We start from the raw sequence: 17923 nt of genomic DNA on the forward strand, positions 1-17923 counted from the left end.
TCGCCTGCGCCGAAATTGCGAGCGTGATACATGATGCCCACTGCTGCTTTGTCCGAACAACCGTCCACGAACCCTTTTCCAGGCCAAACCGGAATCGATTCCACGCCCGTCCCCGTCCTCTTCCACATCGTGGACTTCGGCGATGGCGGTATCGAGTCCTCGCTGATTCAATGGCTGCGCGTCTTCGACCGCACGCGCTTCGCCGTCACGTTGTCCGTCATGCACCCGTCGCCCGCGTTCGAAAACCGCTTTCGCGCGCTGGTGCCGCCGGACGTGAAGATCGAAATCCTCGCGGAAAAGCCGTGGCTCAACACCTTTCAGGCGCGGCGCTACGCGAAGCGCCTGGGCAAGCTCGGGCGCATCGGCCGCGATGTCTTCAATACGCTCGTCGTGCGGCCCTATGTGAAGCGTCGTGTAGAAACGCTCGCGCGCCAGCATGCGCTGATCGTCGATTACGACATGTCGCTGCGCCGGCTTGCGGGTCAGTTCGACATAGCGTGGCTCGGCGTGAATCATTTCAGCTTCGACGCGAGGCTTGCCAGCCGTCCGCGCCGACAACGCCGGCTTGCCGAGCAGTTCGCGCGCTACGACGGCGTCGCGGCGCTCAACGATCACATGGCGGCGGAAGCGCGCGCCATGTTCGGCAGCGGGCTGAAGCGGATCTTCGTTTTGCCGAACGCCATCGATATCGAGCGCATCCGGCAGAACGGACAGATCAGCGAAGCAGCGCCGTGCGACGCGCCGTATATCGTCTCCGTCGCGCGGCTCGACGAAATTCAAAAGGACCATCGCACGCTGTTGCGCGCTTATGCCGAACTCGTGCGCGACGGGCAGATCGTCGAACATCTCGTGATCGTCGGCGACGGCGCGTTTCGCCGCGAACTCGAAGGTCTCGCCAACGAACTGGGGATCGCGGCGCGCGTGCATTTCATGGGGTATCGAAACAATCCGCATGCGCTCGTCGCCCGCGCGCGCCTGCAGGTGCTGAGTTCGCGCTACGAAGGCATGCCGATGGTGCTGCTCGAAGCGCTCGCGCTCGGCAAACCGGTGGTCGCGAGCGATTGCCCGACCGGCCCGCGCGAGATTCTCGGCGATGGGCGCTTCGGTCTGCTGGTTCCGGTGGAATCCGTGGATGAAATGGCCAATGCGCTGCGCCGCGTCTTGACCGACGACACGTTATGCGCCGACATGCAGGCGCGCGCGCTGGAACGCGCGGAGGAATACGGCATCGCGGCGAGTAACGAACGCTTCGCGCGATGCGTTGCGGCCTTGCTGGCACGCTGAGTCATCGCCGTTGGCTCAACGCTCCGCGTCGCTCTCCTCGTCCAGCAACGCACCCAGAATAGACACCGTGCGCTCCGTCGCCCCGCGATGCCGCGCCGCGAACGCCGCAGCCGCCGCGCTCATTGCGAGACGCTGCGGCTTGTCGGTGAACAACTCGCGCAGGCCGCGCGCGAGTTCCTGCGGGTCTTGCACGCGCAACGCCGCGCCCGCCGCGATGGCATCGTTGGTCGCCTGCGTGAAGTTGAAGGTATGCGGTCCGATCAGCACCGGCACGCCCGCCGCGCACGCCTCGATCAGATTCTGCCCGCCAAGCGGCAACAAACTCCCACCGATAAACGCCAGATCCGACGCCGCGTAGTACGCGCCGAGTTCGCCCATGGAATCGCCGAGCAGAACCTGCACATTCGATGGCAACGGCTCCGGCACGTCCGCGCCCGATCCCGCCGCCACGGCCTTTGGCGCCCACACTGAACGGCGCGCGCTCTTCATGCCGGCGGCCGCGATCATCGCCGATACTTCGTCGAACCGTTGCGGATGGCGCGGCACGAGAATCAGCAACGCATCGTGCACGTTCAGCGCGGCGAACGCGCGCAGCACCAAAGTTTCCTCGCCTTCGCGCGTGCTTGCCGCCACCCACACCGGCCGATTGCCGATGGCCGCGCGCCAAGCCTGTCCGCGTGCGACGAGTTCAGGCGGCGCGCTCATGTCGAACTTCAGGTTGCCGAGCACCGCGACATTGCGCGCGCCAAGCGCGATGAGCCGCTCGGCATCCGAAGGCGTCTGCGCCAGCACGCGAGAAAAGCCGCCGAACACTTCGCGCACCGCGCGGCCGAAACGCGCCGCGCGCTTGAACGAACGCTCCGACATGCGCGCGTTCGTCAGCACGAGCGGCACGTCCGCGTGCTTGCATTCGTCGATGAGCGTCGGCCACACTTCCGTCTCCATCACGATGCCGAGCGACGGCCGCCAAGCACGCAGAAAACGCCGCACGAAACGCGGCGAGTCGTAGGGAAGATAAGCGCGCATGACGCGATCGCCATAAAGCTGCTCGCCGGTCGCGCGGCCGCTCGGCGTCATGTGCGTAATGAGCAGCCGCGCTTCGGGATGCGTCTTGAGCAACGCTTCGATGAGCGGTTGCGCCGCGCGCGTCTCGCCCACGGACACCGCATGCACCCAGACGAGCGGCGCGAGATCGTCGGCGCGGCGCGCGGGACCGCGACCGAAGCGCTCGGCAATATGCTCGCGATAACCGCGCTCCTTGCGCGAACGAATCAACAGGCGCAGCACGGCAAGCGGCGCGACGAGCCACCACGCCGCGCGATACACGAGCCTCATCAGCACCGCCGAGGCAGGCGGCGCGCCGGCTCCGATAGCTGCGCCGTTCAAACGAGCGCCCTGCCCTTGAGACGTTCGAGAATGCCGAGCGGCGCGCGCTCAGGCCGCGCCATCGACTTGACGGGCAGAAAGAACGTCTGCTCCATCATGAACTGGCCGGACATCACCGCGTGCGACGTCTGGTCGGAGAAACAGACCCATACGGAGCCGGGCGGAAACGGCATCGTCACTTGCGGCGAAACCTTTTGATAATCGAGATCGGCTTTCATCGCGTCGTGCAGATGCAGCATCAGGTGATCGTATTCGCTGCGCTTCGACTTCGTGATGTGCAGCAAATTCATGAGCCACGCCGCGCCCGGCGTCTGCGCCTTGATGTTCGGCAGGAAGCGCTTCGCCATGTCCTCGAACGGCTCGCCCACGCGCCACACGCGCGGCGCGCCTTGCGGGTTCACGTTGGTGAAGACGCGCAGAATGCGTTCGCCGTAATTCGGCCGCGACGGAAAGGCATCGACGTGAAGACGGCTGTCGTCCTTGCGCCAGGATGTCTCGCGCGTTTCCACCTGATGCAGCCGCAAGCTGGTTGGCGCGACGCGCAACTTGCCGTCGTATTCGGGGAAGAGGCCATCCACCAGGGAGCGCGCGTTCGTCTGATAGCGCGCGATGAGCGAGCGCACCGCCGACTGCATCACGTTGTCGCCGAGCACGCCAGCAAGCGCGCCGCCGTTGGGCGCGAGGCTGATGTTCTTGCGCTTCGGGTCTGCTATGCGCGGGTCGAGCAGCGCCTGTTCGCCGCCCGCAATCTCGAACCGCAGATTAGGAAAATAGAGGACTTTGCCGTTTTCGACGCTGGCGAGCAGCGTTTCGCGCGGTACGGAAAGATTTTTGCCGTGCCAATCGCACGAAGCGACTTCGATGATTTGAGATTCCGTCATGTGCCTTCGACCTTGAGTTGCTTGGCGCCTGAAAACGTAATGCGCGACGGGCACGCTATCACGGCACGCTACAAGAGACCGAAGCCCGCGAGCGCTGCCTTGACTTCGGACAACGTGGGATGCCGGCTCGCGTCGCCAAGATTGACGACCTTCGGCGACCAGTAGCCGCCGGTGCGCCAGGCGGTCGAGAAATTGTACAACTCGACGGTCGGACGCTTCAGCGCCGCCGCGATATGAACCAGTCCGGTATCGACGCCAACGGTCGCGGCCGCGCCATCGATCAGCCCGACGACCGCGGGCAGCGAGAGTTTCGGCGGCACGATGGCAGCCGCGCCGAATTCCTTCGCGAGTTTCTCGCTCGTCGCGCGTTCGGCTTCGTTGCCCCACGGCAGCACGATCGATGCACCGCGCGTGACGAGCGCCTGTCCGAGCTCGATCCACGCGGCTTCGGGCCATTGTTTGTCGGCGCGGGAGGTCGCGTGCACGAACACGACATAAGGCACCGGCAGATTCAGCCCGAGCTCTGAAATGGCGAGCGTTGCACGGCGCGTATCGATGCCGAAGTCGATATCGTCGGTGGGCTGCGGGCGCGGCAGATCGAGCGCGGCGGCCACGAGCTGGCGCGTGCGTTCGACCACATGCGTGCGCGGCTCGATCGGCACGCGGCGGTCGTAGAAAAAGCGCACGGGCCATTCAAAGCCCGCGCCTTCCGTGCGATTCGCCAGGCCGACGAGCGGCCCGCGCGCCCAGCTCGCGACCCACGCGGTCTTGATGAGCCCTTGACAGTCGATCACGAGATCGTATTTCTCGGCGGCGAGCTGGCGCTTGAACTTGCCGATCTCGCGCCAGTTCGCGGGCGACGCGAAACTCTTGCGCCAGCGCCGCAGCGAAAACGGGATCGCGCGATGCACGCCATCGACGAGTTCGACGAGACTCGCGAAACTTTCCTCGACGAGCCAGTCGATCCGCGCATCGGGATAACGGCGGCGAATGTCGGCGATGACCGGCATGTTGTGAACGACGTCGCCAAGCGACGACACGCGAACGATCAGGATCTTTTGCACGCTGATTGGGACAGGCGCGGATTCGCGTTCGGGCGATTCTCGCGGTGAATGGAGATGGGGAAACGGGATTTTAGCGCGGGTTGTGCGCGCGGCGGCGCTCGCTGTCTCCTGAAGCGATTTAAGGGCGCCAAAAAGCCGGTAACTTGACGATCACCGGGCAAGCTGTACCGGATATCCGATCACAAAGGGAGTTGCGATGGGAACGCGTTACGAACAGGACGTGGTGGCGTGGGCGCGGGAACAAGCCGAGTTGCTGCGGGCCGGTAAGTTCTCGGCCATCGATGTGGAACCTATCGCAGAGGAAATCGAGGACGTCGGCAAGAGCGAACAACGCGAGCTTTCCAGCCGTATGGCCGTGCTGCTTGCGCATCTTCTCAAGTGGCAATACCAACCGGGACGTCGTGGCTCGAGTTGGCAGCGTACGATCAAGGAACAGCGCCGCGCCGTCGGCGTCGCGCTGCAAAAGACGCCGAGTCTGAACACTTCGTTGCGCGACTCGGGCTGGCTCACCGGAACGTGGGCCGATGCCGCTTCGAAAGCCGCCGAAGAACAAGGACTAGATGCGTTCCCGGAAGAACTGCCCTGGTCGACCGAGCAAATTATTTCGGCAGAGTTTTATCCCCAATGAAAAACGGCGCGGTTTGCCCAACCGCGCCGCTTCCCAACCATCTAGACCCACTCCGTCCAAATCAGAACGGCAGCTTCGCGTCCGGCTTCTCCGCCAGAATCACGCGGCGGAAATCTTCCTGAATGCGCTTCAACGCCTCTTCGGTGTCCGCCTCGAAACGCATCACCACGACCGGCGTCGTGTTCGACGAACGCGCGAGACCGAAACCATCCGGATATTCGACACGCAATCCGTCGATGGTCAGCACATCGTCCGCGCCTTCGAACTTCGCCGACTTCTGCAAGCGTCCGATCAGTTCGAAGTTTTCGCCTTCTTCCAGCTTGATCTGCAATTCAGGCGTCGACAGCGAGTTCGGCAGGTCGTTCAGCAGCTTGCTCGGGTCGTCCACGCGCGAAAGGATTTCGAGGAGTCGCGCGCCCGTGTAAAGGCCGTCGTCGAAGCCGTACCAGCGGTCCTTGAAGAACACGTGACCGCTCATTTCGCCCGCGAGCGGCGCGCCGGTTTCGCGCAGCTTCGCCTTCACGAGCGAGTGGCCCGTCTTCCACATGACCGGCTCGCCGCCCTGCTCGCGCACCCATTTTGCGAGATTGCGCGTGCACTTCACGTCATAAATGATCTGGCCGCCCTTGTTGCGCGACAGCACTTCCTGCGCAAACAACATCAGCTGGCGATCCGGATAGATCATCTGGCCGTCCTTCGTCACCACGCCGAGACGGTCGCCGTCGCCATCGAATGCGAAGCCGATCTCGGCATCCGTTTCCTTTAGCGCCTTCATGACGTCCTGCAGATTCTCGGCATGCGCCGGGTCCGGGTGATGGTTCGGGAAGTTGCCGTCGATGTCCGTAAAGAGTTCGACCAGCTCGCAACCGAGCGCCTTGAACAGACGCGGCGCGAGACCGCCCGCGACGCCGTTGCCTGCATCGATGACGATCTTCATGCCGCGCACCGGCTTCACATCGGACAGGATTCGGTCGAGGTAGATCTGCTGGACGTCGAACTCGGTGTAGCTGCCTTCGCCCGTTTCGAAGTCGTCGTTGACGATCCGCTGATACAGGCTCTGAATCTGCTCGCCGTAGATGGCCGCGCCGCGCAGCACCATCTTGAAGCCGTTGTAGTCGGGCGGATTGTGGCTGCCCGTCACGACGATGCACGAATCCACGCGCCGCTCGCCCTCGGGCAAGGGCAGCGGCACGCTCGCGGCGAAGTAGCCGACGGGCGTCGGCACCATGCCGATATCGATGACATCGACGCCCGCCGCGCGCAGGCCGTCCGCGAGCGCGCCGACGAGTTCCGGGCCGGACAGACGGCCATCGCGCGCAACGACGACGGAATCGCCGCCCTGCTTGCGGATCTCGCTGCCGAACGCTTGGCCGATATTCTTCGCGACGTCCTTGTCGACCGTCTTGCCGACGATGCCGCGGATGTCGTAGGCCTTGAAAATGGATTGGGATACCTGGGTCATAAGATGGCTACCTCTTCTCGTTTGATTGATGGATTCTCGGCGATGCAGCCATGAGGGCGTGCAGGTCGAAACGTGATCGATGTAAAACGCGCCGGCATGCAAGCGCATGCCAGATGACGGTTCGAATTCTGCCTGCAAGTGTGCTTGCGCATCGCGACCGCGGCTTCGAGGATCGAGCTTCGGTTCGCACTTATAATCGCTGTCTTTCAGCGCTTTCCACGTTTTCATGCTGCGCGTCGCGGTAAAGCCTCGCGCGCTCATTCTAATCCAATGCCTAATCGCTCTTTCGCCTCGATGCCCGGGAATGAGGCGCCTTCGCGCGCCACCACACAAAACTATTTTCCGTTGCGGCGAACGTTTGTCACGAAGCTGGCGAAAATCGCGAAAGCGTCGGACCGTCAGGTTTTGCTAGCACACGGCATGCCCGACCACACCTCGGTATGCGCGGCATGAAGGCGTTGACGCGCTCGGGCAATCCGGACGTCGCGCGGGCGCTCGCCAACATCGTCTGGCTCGGGCTCGAAAGGCTGACGCAGATTGCGGTCGCCATCGTCATTTCGGGGCTGCTCGCGCGCTATCTCGGCCCGGACGCGTTCGGCAAATGGCAGTACGCGAATACGCTCTTGCTCGTTATCGCGCCGATCACGTGGGTCTGCGGCGCGGAAATCCTGGTGCCGACCATCGTGAAGGAACCGCCCGCGCGCACGGGCGTCGTGCTCGGCAGCGCCTTCGTGCTGCGCATCGCGGTCTCGGCGATTGCGCTCGTCATGACCTGGACATGGATCGCGGCGGGCTTCACCGACCCGCTCGTCGGCGCCATGCTCGCCGGTCTTGCGCTCACCATGTTGTTTCGCGAGCCGTTCATCGGCGTGATCAACGCGTGGCTGCAGAGCATGACCTACAGCAAGCCGCAATTGATCGCGAGCATGTTCACGGCCATCGTCAAGGCGGCGCTCGTCTATGCCTTCGTGCGCATGGCGATGAGCGCGGCGAGTTTCGGCTGGCTGTGGGCGCTGGAAGCGGCGGCAATAGGCGGCGTGCTTCTCGTGTATTACATGCGGCGGCACGGCGGCAGGCTCGGCTGGCACTTCGACCGCGCACTTTTCAGGCACTTCGCGAGCGCGGGTACGGTGTTCTGGATCGGCCTCATCTGCATGTATCTGTTCCTTAAACTCGACCGGCTGATGCTCGCGCATCGCGTATCGTTCGCGGAACTCGGGCTTTATTCCGCCGCGCAGCAATTGAACGAAAACTGGATCGCGCTTGCGCTGATGCTGGCGCAGACCATCGCGCCGGCGTTCGTTTATCGCGTGACGGACACCGCGCAACTGAAGCGCAATCTGTTGCGCCTCTTCGCGCTGACCGCCGTTTTGATGGTCGCCGGCGCCGCCGTGCTCGACGCCCTTGCGGGCTTCATCATCACGCGAGTCTTCGGGCCGAACTATGCGGGCGCCACGGAAATTTTCCGCTGGGCGGTGTGGCTTTCGGTGCCGGCGGGCATCGAGGCAATCGGCAATCTCGTGGTCCTGAAATTTCAGGCGAAGTACGTGCTGCTCGCGAAATGGCTGCTCGCGCTCGGCGTCGCGTTCGCGGTGAATGCGTTCGCCATTCCGCGCTTCGAAGGCTACGGCGCGTTGATCGGACTGGCTGCGGGTTATCTGGCGGCGGCGTCGGTAAATTTCTATTACATACGCTTGCGCCTGTCAGCATGAACGCTCTCTCCGATGTCGCCGTCCTCATTCCCGCGTACAACGGTCAGGCCGACCTGGAACGCACGCTCGCCTCGTTCGATGAAACGTCGCCCGTGCAAGTGCTGATCGTCGATGACGGCAGCACGCCACCCATCGTCGCGCCGATCATCGACGGCATGCGGATCGCGATTCTGCGACTGCCGGAAAACGGCGGGATCGAGCGCGCGTTGCAGGCCGGCATCGAAGCGCTTGCCGCGCGCGGTTTGCGCTACGCGGCGCGTATCGACAGCGGCGATCTCGCGACGCCCGGGCGGCTCGCGATGCAGCGTGCGTATCTCGAGGCGCATCCGCGTGTAGCCGCGCTCGGCATGTGGACGCACGTGGTAGCCACCGGCGGCGCGCCGCTCTTCGATCTCACGCCGCCGACCGAACCGGACACGATCCGCCGCATGATGCTCGCGCGCTCGTGCTTCGCGCATCCCTCGCTGATGCTGCGTGTCGAGGCGGTGCGCGAGGTCGGCAACTATCGCGCGGACTATCGCGCGGCGGAAGACCTGGATCTGCTGCTGCGTCTGCTTGCACGCTACGACGGCGCGAATCTGCCGGCGTTCGGTCTTTACTACGAGTTGAACGAGAACGGCATCAGCGCCACGAAACGCCGCACGCAGACGTTGTCAACGCTGCGCCTGCAATGGCGTTACTTGCGGGCGGGCAACGTGTTCGACTGGGCGGGCATCGGCAAGAGCATTGCGCATCTGCTGCTGCCGTATCGCGCGCTCAAGGCGTTGAAGGCGAAACTGCTGCGGCCTTCCACGCCCACGAAATAGTTGCACCCTGAACTTATTGTCGAATTGCTTTCGATTGATTTTTCGCTACGGTTGGCCGTGCACAAGCGCAAGCGCGCGGCGTGTTCCGCCTTGCACGGCGAACCGTAAAAAAACGACTCCCGGATGACGAAACCACCGCAGCGCCTTCGCATCGCCCTCGTGTGCAACACGGCATGGGCCATTTATACCTACCGGCGCGGCGTGCTGCGCATGCTGACGGACAACGGAGCCGAAGTGACGATCATCGCGCCGCGCGACCGCACGTTCGAGCCGCTGGAGGCAATGGGCTGCCGCTGCGTCGAATTGCCGGTGGCGTCCAAAGGCACGGACCCGCGTCAGGACCTGAAGACGCTCGTCGCGCTGTATCGCGAATATCGCGCGACGCGTCCGCATCTCGTTTTCCACTACACGATCAAGCCGAATATCTACGGCTCGCTTGCGGCCATGCTGGCGCGCGTGCCGTCGATTGCGGTGACGACGGGACTCGGCTACGTGTTCATCCAGAAAAGCCGCACGGCGCAGATCGCCAAGCGGCTTTATCGCTTTGCGTTCCGTTTTCCGCGCGAGATCTGGTTTCTGAATCAGGACGATCTCGCCGCCTTCAACGATGAAAAACTGCTTGTGCACCCGGATCGCGCGCGCCGTCTGCATGGCGAAGGCGTCGATCTCGACGAGTTCGCCTTCGAGCCGTTGCCCGAACGCGAAGACTTCGTGTTCATCCTGATCGGGCGGCTCTTGTGGGACAAGGGCGTGGCCGAATACGTGGAAGCGGCGCGACGGCTCAAGCGCCGCTATCCGCATGCGCGTTTCCAGTTGCTGGGGCCCGTTGGCGTCGATAATCCCAGCGCGATCGGCCGCACGGACGTAGAAGCGTGGGAGCGTGAGAATATCGTCGAATATCTGGGCGAAGCGAACGACGTTCGGCCGCTCGTCGCGGCGGCGGATTGCGTCGTGCTGCCTTCGTATCGCGAAGGCGTGCCGCGCACCTTGATGGAAGCCTCCGCGATGGGCCGTCCGATCGTCGCGACCGACGTGCCCGGCTGCCGCGAAGTGGTCGCGCACGGCGAAAACGGCCTGCTTTGCGAAGTCAAGAGCGCGGACAGCCTCACCGCGCAACTCGAAAGCATGCTGACGCTGCCACGTAGCGCGCGCGAAGCAATGGCGCAACGCGGCCGCGAGAAAGTCACCCGCGAATTCGACGAAAAAAATGTCGTCGAACGATACAAGGGCACAATACACGCCATAACCGGCATTTCACTCTGAATTTCGATTTCTGGGGAGCACACGATGAATGGCAACGGGGCGCATGAGAACGCGGCGCAGGACACGGCACAAACCACCTCGCGAGGCACGATTCTGGTGACAGGCGGCGCGGGCTTCATCGGCTCGCATACCTGCGTCGAACTGCTCGGCGCGGGCTACGGCGTGGTGGTCATCGACAATCTCGTCAACAGCCGCGCGGAGTCGCTCAAGCGCGTGGAGCGCATTGCGGGCAAGCCGGTGGCGTTTTATCAGGAAGACGCGCGCGACGAAGCCGCGCTTCGTCGAATTTTCGATGCGCACGAGATCACCGGCGCGATCCACTTCGCCGCGTTGAAGGCGGTGGGCGAATCGGTCGCGAAGCCGATCGAGTACTACAGCAACAACATCGGCAGCCTGCTTGCCGTGCTCAACGTGATGCGCGAGCGCAACGTGCGCAACTTCGTGTTCAGTTCGTCGGCAACGGTGTACGGCGTGCCGCAGAGCGTGCCGATCGACGAGAGTTTTCCGCTCTCCGCGACCAATCCGTACGGGCAATCGAAGCTCATCGCCGAGCAAATTTTGCGCGATCTCGAAGTGTCCGATCCTTCATGGCGTATCGCGACGCTGCGCTATTTCAACCCGGTCGGCGCGCATGAAAGCGGGCTCATCGGCGAAGATCCGGCGGGCGTGCCGAACAATCTGATGCCTTACGTGGCGCAAGTGGCGGTCGGCAAGCTGGAACGCCTGCGCGTGTTCGGCAGCGACTACGAGACGCCCGACGGCACCGGCGTGCGCGATTACATTCACGTCGTCGATCTGGCGCGCGGGCATATTGCCGCAATCGATGCGCTGAAGTCGCTCGACCGAAGTTTCGTCGTCAATCTCGGCACGGGACAAGGCTATAGCGTGCTGGATGTGGTCAAGGCATTCGAAACGGCGTCGGGCAAGCCCGTGCCTTACGAACTCGTGCCGCGCCGTCCGGGCGATGTCGCCGCTTGCTACGCCGACCCGGCCGCGGCGCTCGCGCTGATCGGCTGGCGCGCGGAACATGGCATCGAGCGCATGTGCGCGGATCACTGGCGCTGGCAGTCGCAAAATCCGCGAGGCTTTGCCTGAGGCGTCGCGGCGCCTTTGCTTCACTCGTATCAACTGGTCCTATTTCATGCTTAGTTTCGCGCTTGCTTTTCTGGTGTCGCTGCTGGTGACGTTGTTGATCGTGCGGTTCGCGCACCTGCATGAAGGCGTGCTGGGCGACACCGATCTTGCCGGCGTGCAGAAGTTTCATGCGCGACCGGTGCCACGCATCGGCGGCGTCGGCATTTTGTGCGGACTGACGGTATCGGCCGTGCAATTGCGATGGAGTTACCCGCTCGTTTCGGGCGGGATACTCGGCATCATCGCGTGCGGCATGCCGGCGTTTCTCTCCGGCCTGATCGAAGACATGACCAAGCGCGTGACGCCGCTCATCCGGCTTGTCTGCACCATGGCGGCGGCCGGGCTCGCGTATGCAGTTCTGAATATCGCGGTGACGCGCATCAGCGTGCCGCCGCTCGACTTTCTGCTTTCCTACGCGGTCATTTCCTGCGCGGTCACGGTGATCGCGGTGGCGGCGCTCGCCAACGCGGTGAATATCATCGACGGCTTCAACGGCCTCGCTTCGATGGTCACGTTCATGATGTTCGCCTCGCTCGCCTACGTGGCGTTTCAGGTGCACGATCCGGTCGTGCTGTCGGGCTCGCTCATCATGATGGGCGCGGTGATGGGCTTCTTCATCTGGAATTTTCCGGCGGGACTGATCTTTCTCGGCGATGGCGGCGCGTACTTCGTCGGTTTCATGCTCGGCGAACTGTCAATCCTGCTCGTGATGCGCAACCGCGATGTCTCCGCATGGTATCCCGTGCTGCTTTTCATGTACCCGATCTTCGAGACGTGTTTCTCGATCTACCGCAAGAAGTTCATTCGCGGCATGTCGCCGGGCATTCCGGATGGCGTGCATCTGCATATGCTGGTCTACAAGCGGCTGATGCGCTGGGCGGTCGGCGTGCAGAATGCGCGTGAACTCACGCGGCGCAATTCGCTGACTTCGCCCTATCTCTGGCTGCTATGCCTGATTGCGGTGATTCCCGCGACGTTGTTCTGGCGGCACACGCTGCATTTGTTCTGTTTCGTGATGGTGTTTGCGGCGACTTACGTGTGGCTGTACATCAGCATCGTGCGATTCAAGGTTCCGCGATGGATGGTGTTTCGACGGCCGCACGTGGTGCGCAAGTGAATCATGTTTTCTAAACCGCCCGTCTTGCACGGGCGGTTTGGTTTCAGGCGGGGGATTTGGGGCTGCGACCCAGATACTCCTTTAGAGCATCGCCGATTTCGCTGATGACCGTTTGCCAGATGGTGACGCTGTTCTTGTTGTCGTCTTTGTCTCCGAGTTGCCGGAATACCAGGCGGACGATGGGCAGCATGGACACGGCGACCAGTGAAGCCAGCACCACAAGCGGCGCCAGCAACAACTCGACATGCGATGAATAGTTTCGGGCTGAAGAACCGAAAATGCGCCAGCCGAACGTGATAATCCACGCGGCTAGCATGACGAGAAGAACTGCGATCAATCCGGCCATACCGATGAATGTGTAATGCCTGAACCTTCGATATTGCCGTCGGTCGGCAACCTGCTCTCTCAGTAAATACGGATGCACTATCGTTGTCACTGATAGCTCCTCAGCGTCGGTATCCAGATAGACCCGTTCGTCTCGCACTTTCGCCGACCCAGCTTCTGCGTTCATGAAACCCATCCCATTTGCCCCAACTTGATCGTCATTGCGCCTTGGCCGACATGAAACTGTTCGCTCAATCTTTTGATGCTCGTGATATTCCTTTTGTCGATAAGAATGTCGACCGCAAAACCCGGGATGAGCAGCTCCAGCGCGAAAGTATTGGCTTGTAACTCGACCAATCTTCGCGGCACTTCCACAAATTGCTTCGCCGTATCGACGAAGGAATTGCCATGTCTGAGAGCGAAGTGCCCAAGTTCATGCGCAATTGAAAATCGCTGCCGCCGTTTCCCCTCGCGCGAATTGATGTAGATATGCGGTTTGCCGTCCACTCTCTCGAAGCGCCCGAAAACCTCGCCCATATCAGGATCGAAGTTGACCGTTACGCCTGCCGCCCGCGCGATGGCCTCCGGATCGACCGGCAACCGACCATCCCAGTACTTCGAATATAGATACTCCGCCGTTCTTATCGGCATAATTCCTGCCCTCCATCAACAAAATAACCCTCGCGTCAATTACTTCGTCATCCTTCGCGATCCTGTCGTCTGGAGTCTATCATCCACGATACATCTATCCTGCGCACCTCATCCGAATGGCCAACGCGTAACGCGTGACTCGCCCGCAAGAACGAGTCACGCAAAGCCTGTTTAACTCTCGATGAAAGCCAGCAAGTCCGCATTCACCTTATCCGCCTCGACCGTGCACATGCCGTGCGCGCCGCCCGGATACACCTTCAACGTCGCATTCTTCACGATCTTCGACGCCTTCTCCGCCGCCGCGCCGATGGGCACGATCTGGTCGTCGTCGCCATGCAGAAAGAGCGTGGGCACGTCGAACTTTTCGAGGTCGGCCGTGTAGTCCACTTCCGAGAACTGCTTGATGCACTCGTAATGCCCCTTGATGCCGCCGCGCATGCCCTGCAGCCAGAAGAGGTCGCGCACGCCCTGCGAAATCTTCGCGCCTTCGCGGTTGTAGCCGTAGAACGGCATCGTCAGATCCTGATAGAACTGCGAGCGATCCGCCGCCACACCCTGGCGTATGCCGTCGAAAACGTCGATCGGCAGGCCGTCCGGATTTGCCTCGGTCTTGAGCATGAGCGGCGGCACCGCGCCGATCAGCACGGCCTTGGCCACGCGCTTCGTGCCATGCCGGCCGATGTAATGCGCGACCTCGCCGCCGCCCGTCGAGTGGCCAACGAGCGTGGCGCCCGTGATATCGAGCGTGTCGAGCAGCGCGGCGAGATCGTCGGCATAGGTGTCCATGTCGTTGCCTTCCGACGGTTGATCCGAACGACCGTGTCCACGACGGTCGTGCGCGATCACGCGGTATCCCTTGCCCGCGAGGAAAAGCATTTGAGCGTCCCAGGCATCGGCGTCGAGCGGCCAGCCGTGCGAGAACACCACCGGCTTGCCGCTGCCCCAGTCCTTGTAATAGATGGAGGTGCCGTCTTTCGTCTTGATCGTGCTCATCGTGTGGAACTCCTCGAAAATCCAACAATTGGGAGAAGCGCGGTTTCCGCGCTGCAGCCTGCGCCAATGGCGATGCCTATCACGCACGCGCGCGATTTCTGCAGTGAAGTGTGAAGCGATTGTGTGACCGGCGGACGTGATGCGAACGGCAAAGCGCCGCATCCGAAGCGCGTGCTTGCCGAAGCCTGGAAGGGATCGAGGCAATGGCGGTCCGGACAGCGACCGTGGCGCAAGCCCTCAATTGATACGCGAAAAATTATGAGTGCGCCAGTGTTGAATCGACGGGAGGATATGGACCGGCTTTACGCCATCGCGCCGCCCACAAGCCGCGCGTGATCGAAGACGCGGCGCAGGCGTTCGGTTCGAGCTGAAACGGCAAGCGGTCGCGTCTTCCGGATTCGGGAGGGAAGGACAGCGGCGCAATGGCCGCTTGCACGCAGCAGATGTGAAAAAACCTCGGCGCGGCGCCAGGTCGAACTTCACGCCGGCGCAATGCTCGACGAACGCCCGCCGCGTCAAGCCATCAACGATGAAACCTCAAGCCGGCGCGGCGCCACGCGGCAGCGCCTGCGTGACCTGACGCGCCACCGCGAGATATCGCGCGGCGGTATCGGCGAGCGTGAGCCCACCAAGCGGACGATGCGAGCGAGGCTCGGTCAGCGCACGCACGAGCGCGTCCGCATAAGCGTCGATATCGTCGGGATCGCAGAGATGCACGCCCGGAAAATCCGCCGCGAAGCTGAACGGCCGAATGGTGCTCGCCACCACCGGCACGCCGGACGCGAGCGCCTCCAGAAACGCGATGCTATGCCCTTCCGAACGCGACGGCATGGCGAACACGTTCGACGAGAACAGCAGTTCCGCGACATCCGAACGCGGACCTTGCAGACTCACGCGATCCGACAATCCGAGCTTGGCGATGAGATCGCCGACCGCCGCGTGATACGCCGGATCTTCGATCACGCCGCACAACAAGAGCCGCGCGGACGGCACTTTCTCGACGACGCGCTGAAACGCATGCACCGTGGAAAGCTGGTTCTTCACCGACGTATAGCGGCCGATCTGCACGATCTGCGCTTCCTTCGTCACGCTGCCGGCCGGGCGCTTGCCGAAGCGCGCCATGTCGACGCCATTCGGAATCAGCGTCATCGAAGGATGACGGCCCACCGCGTCCACATAATCGTCGATATTGGTCGGCGACACCGCGATCACCGCGCGCGCCCGCCGCGACAACAAACGCTCGACGCGCCTGAAGGCTTCGCTCTCGAAGTCGTTGGTGGCCGAGTGCATCACATAGACGATCGGCACGTTGAGCGGCAGCATGCGCGCGTAGAACGCGGGAATGGTCGCGTGCGCGAAGAGCACGTCGGCGCGCGCGTCCTTGATCGTGCGATACAGATTCCACAGCTTGCCGAAGCGCCCGTACATGCGCTCCGGGAACAGACACTCCACGCCATTCGCGACGAGTTCCGCCTTGAGCGCCGTGAAATCGTCGTGCGCCGGCACGAGTGAGGCCACCGCCACCGACTCGCCGCCCTTCTGCTGATGAATCGCCAGATCTTTCGCGAGCACTTCGGCGCCGGACAGACGCGGTGCAAGTACGAGGTGAACTATGCGCATTCAAGCCTCCCTGACGATACGAAACAGCATCCATGACGCCGCGGCGCCGAGACCGAGCGTCATGGCCCAGGCAATACCCGTCACGCCCCACAGATGTGTCGCGATGGGCACGGTCACGCACAGCACGATGGCCTGCACGATCGACGCGTGCGTCGCCACCTTCGGCATGCCGACCGCGCGCAGCCACGACACCAGCACCGCGATGATCGCGCCGATCGCCATGTTGATCACGAAAATACGGAAGAGCGGCACGGCCGAAAGCCATGCCGGTCCGAGCACGAGATTGAAGAGCGGCTCGGCGGCCAGACGCAGCACGATCACGAGCACCGTGAGCCCGACGCCCGCGATCAGCAGATAACGCGTGAAGAGCTTGCGCGCGCCTTGTGTATCGCGCCGGTGATGCTCGGAGAATGTCGGAAACAGATACTGCGACATGGCGATGGCGGCATCGGCGAGGAGCATCTGCGCGAGCTTCGACGACATTTGATACGCGCCCAGTTGCATCGGCCCGAGCAGCTTGGCGACGACCACCTTGTCGAACTGATTGAGCAGCAGATTGACCACGCTGCCCGCCCAGATCCAGCGGCTGAAACCCACGTAATGCGAGATGCCCGCAACCGAGAAACGCAGCGGCGGACGCGGCGACATGCTGCTCCAGGTGAGCGTGGTCTTGAGTATCTCGCCGGCGACGAGGCCGATCAGCACCGAGTAGGCGCCCGCGCCCGAGAGCGCGCAGATGAGGCCGACGGCGCAATCCGTGAAACTCGCGGAACACTCGACGCCCGCGAGCTTCTGGAAGCCGCGCTGCCGCGTCACGATGAAATACGCGGGCGATGCCACGCCGCGCACGATCGGCAACACGGCTGCAAGCAGGATCAGCCCGATCGAGCCGCTCATATGAAACTGGCTGCTCATGAACGGCGCGAGCACCGCGAGCAAGAGACCGATGAGCACGCCGCGCATCGCGAGCGTGGACCACACCGCGCCGAGCTCGTTATGCGTGGGCGCATCGCGGCCTTGCACGACGGCTTGCGCGAGCCCGGTATCGGACAAGGATTCGGCGATAGCCACCGCGAGCAGCGCGATGCTGACCGCGCCGATCGCCTCGGGTCCGAGAATCCGGCCGATGGCGAGAAACTTGACGGCGACGAAGCCGCGCACGACCACTTGCTGCAGAAGCACCCAGAATGCGGCGTCCTGCTGGAAACGCCCGCGCGCCGGTATGAAAGGTAGCCGGACAGATCTCACTCGAATTCCCCGCGCTGCTGTTATTTCGTTGGCGTGGCGTTCGCGCTTGAGGCCTGGCGCGCTCGACCACCTTGCGCGTCGCGCAACGCTCCCATTCCGGACGACGGGTGCGCGCGTGACGCCGCTTCTTCTTCAGGCGACTGTGCCAAAAGTATCGTGGCAGCGGTTGCGGCGGACGACAACGCGTAGTCGAAATCGGCCCGAAATGGGTGTCAATGCGGGTTGACGAATTTCAAAGCGTGTCCCCGCACACAGGGCGTACGCGGAAAAACGCTGAAATTTGGCCGTTGCGTACGCAGTGGCGATGCTATCGTCGGTTTCGTCGGCGTTATGGCGTGGCGCGAGCCATC

General features: G+C 62.8%; 16 protein-coding genes. 7 read left to right on the forward strand and 9 right to left on the reverse strand.

What is annotated here, in order from left to right; genetic code table 11:
* Positions 1-33 precede the first annotated feature (33 nt).
* Positions 34-1284 carry a glycosyltransferase gene (locus NCR98_RS10390; protein ID WP_502799738.1) on the forward strand — a complete coding sequence of 417 codons (1251 nt, stop codon included), beginning with the start codon at positions 34-36 and terminating at the stop codon, positions 1282-1284.
* A 15-nt stretch (positions 1285-1299) separates the two neighbouring features.
* Here NCR98_RS10390 and waaA read toward each other — a convergent pair whose 3' ends face one another.
* The 3 genes from waaA to waaC form a co-directional block, all read right to left on the reverse strand.
* Entirely contained in the window at positions 1300-2622 is a 1323-nt protein-coding gene (gene waaA / locus NCR98_RS10395) for a lipid IV(A) 3-deoxy-D-manno-octulosonic acid transferase (protein ID WP_250526196.1), read from the reverse strand.
* 44 nt (positions 2623-2666) lie between these two features.
* Positions 2667-3551, reverse strand: a complete 885-nt coding sequence (gene kdoO / locus NCR98_RS10400; RefSeq protein WP_250526149.1) for a Kdo hydroxylase KdoO — start codon at positions 3549-3551, stop codon at positions 2667-2669.
* 68 nt (positions 3552-3619) lie between these two features.
* Positions 3620-4615 carry a lipopolysaccharide heptosyltransferase I gene (gene waaC / locus NCR98_RS10405; protein WP_250526150.1) on the reverse strand — a complete coding sequence of 332 codons (996 nt, stop codon included), beginning with the start codon at positions 4613-4615 and terminating at the stop codon, positions 3620-3622.
* Positions 4616-4811: 196 nt separating this feature from the next.
* Between waaC and NCR98_RS10410 the strand changes: the two genes are divergently transcribed.
* Positions 4812-5243, forward strand: a complete 432-nt coding sequence (locus tag NCR98_RS10410; RefSeq protein ID WP_250526151.1) for a DUF29 domain-containing protein — start codon at positions 4812-4814, stop codon at positions 5241-5243.
* Between the two features lie 61 nt (positions 5244-5304).
* Here the strand turns inward: NCR98_RS10410 and NCR98_RS10415 are convergent, their stop codons facing one another.
* Positions 5305-6705, reverse strand: a complete 1401-nt coding sequence (locus tag NCR98_RS10415; RefSeq protein WP_244826013.1) for a phosphomannomutase/phosphoglucomutase — start codon at positions 6703-6705, stop codon at positions 5305-5307.
* 449 nt (positions 6706-7154) lie between these two features.
* On the opposite strand from NCR98_RS10415, the gene NCR98_RS10420 reads away from it, so the two are divergent.
* The 5 genes from NCR98_RS10420 (at position 7155) to NCR98_RS10440 (ending at position 12737) form a co-directional block, all read left to right on the forward strand.
* Positions 7155-8417: an oligosaccharide flippase family protein gene (locus tag NCR98_RS10420; protein ID WP_250526152.1), complete on the forward strand. Its 1263-nt coding sequence runs from the start codon at positions 7155-7157 to the stop codon at positions 8415-8417.
* Positions 8414-9223 carry a glycosyltransferase gene (locus NCR98_RS10425; protein ID WP_250509389.1) on the forward strand — a complete coding sequence of 270 codons (810 nt, stop codon included), beginning with the start codon at positions 8414-8416 and terminating at the stop codon, positions 9221-9223. Before NCR98_RS10420 ends, NCR98_RS10425 begins: the two co-directional genes overlap by 4 nt.
* Positions 9224-9346: 123 nt before the next feature.
* Positions 9347-10486 (forward strand): glycosyltransferase family 4 protein, encoded by a 1140-nt coding sequence (locus NCR98_RS10430; RefSeq protein ID WP_250465381.1) that lies wholly within the window; start codon positions 9347-9349, stop codon positions 10484-10486.
* 24 nt (positions 10487-10510) lie between these two features.
* Positions 10511-11581, forward strand: a complete 1071-nt coding sequence (gene galE, locus NCR98_RS10435) for a UDP-glucose 4-epimerase GalE (RefSeq protein WP_244826017.1) — start codon at positions 10511-10513, stop codon at positions 11579-11581.
* 46 nt (positions 11582-11627) lie between these two features.
* Entirely contained in the window at positions 11628-12737 is a 1110-nt protein-coding gene (locus NCR98_RS10440) for an MraY family glycosyltransferase (RefSeq protein WP_244826018.1), read from the forward strand.
* Between the two features lie 43 nt (positions 12738-12780).
* Here NCR98_RS10440 and NCR98_RS10445 read toward each other — a convergent pair whose 3' ends face one another.
* From NCR98_RS10445 to NCR98_RS10465, 5 genes are all read right to left on the reverse strand, one after another.
* The gene (locus NCR98_RS10445) at positions 12781-13248 is read right to left on the reverse strand and encodes a hypothetical protein (RefSeq protein ID WP_250526153.1); all 468 of its coding nucleotides are present in this window, start codon (positions 13246-13248) and stop codon (positions 12781-12783) included.
* The gene (locus tag NCR98_RS10450) at positions 13245-13712 is read right to left on the reverse strand and encodes an ImmA/IrrE family metallo-endopeptidase (RefSeq protein ID WP_250526154.1); all 468 of its coding nucleotides are present in this window, start codon (positions 13710-13712) and stop codon (positions 13245-13247) included. The genes NCR98_RS10445 and NCR98_RS10450 overlap by 4 nt, the downstream gene beginning before the upstream one ends.
* A 171-nt stretch (positions 13713-13883) precedes the next feature.
* The gene (locus tag NCR98_RS10455; protein WP_244826023.1) at positions 13884-14705 is read right to left on the reverse strand and encodes an alpha/beta fold hydrolase; all 822 of its coding nucleotides are present in this window, start codon (positions 14703-14705) and stop codon (positions 13884-13886) included.
* A 537-nt stretch (positions 14706-15242) separates the two neighbouring features.
* Complete coding sequence (locus NCR98_RS10460; RefSeq protein WP_244826025.1) at positions 15243-16325, reverse strand: glycosyltransferase family 4 protein; 1083 nt, start codon at positions 16323-16325, stop codon at positions 15243-15245.
* Positions 16326-17573 carry an oligosaccharide flippase family protein gene (locus tag NCR98_RS10465; RefSeq protein WP_244826027.1) on the reverse strand — a complete coding sequence of 416 codons (1248 nt, stop codon included), beginning with the start codon at positions 17571-17573 and terminating at the stop codon, positions 16326-16328.
* Positions 17574-17923: the final 350 nt, after the last annotated feature.

Source organism: Caballeronia sp. GAWG2-1 (genome assembly GCF_023631405.1).
Lineage (GTDB): Bacteria > Pseudomonadota > Gammaproteobacteria > Burkholderiales > Burkholderiaceae > Caballeronia.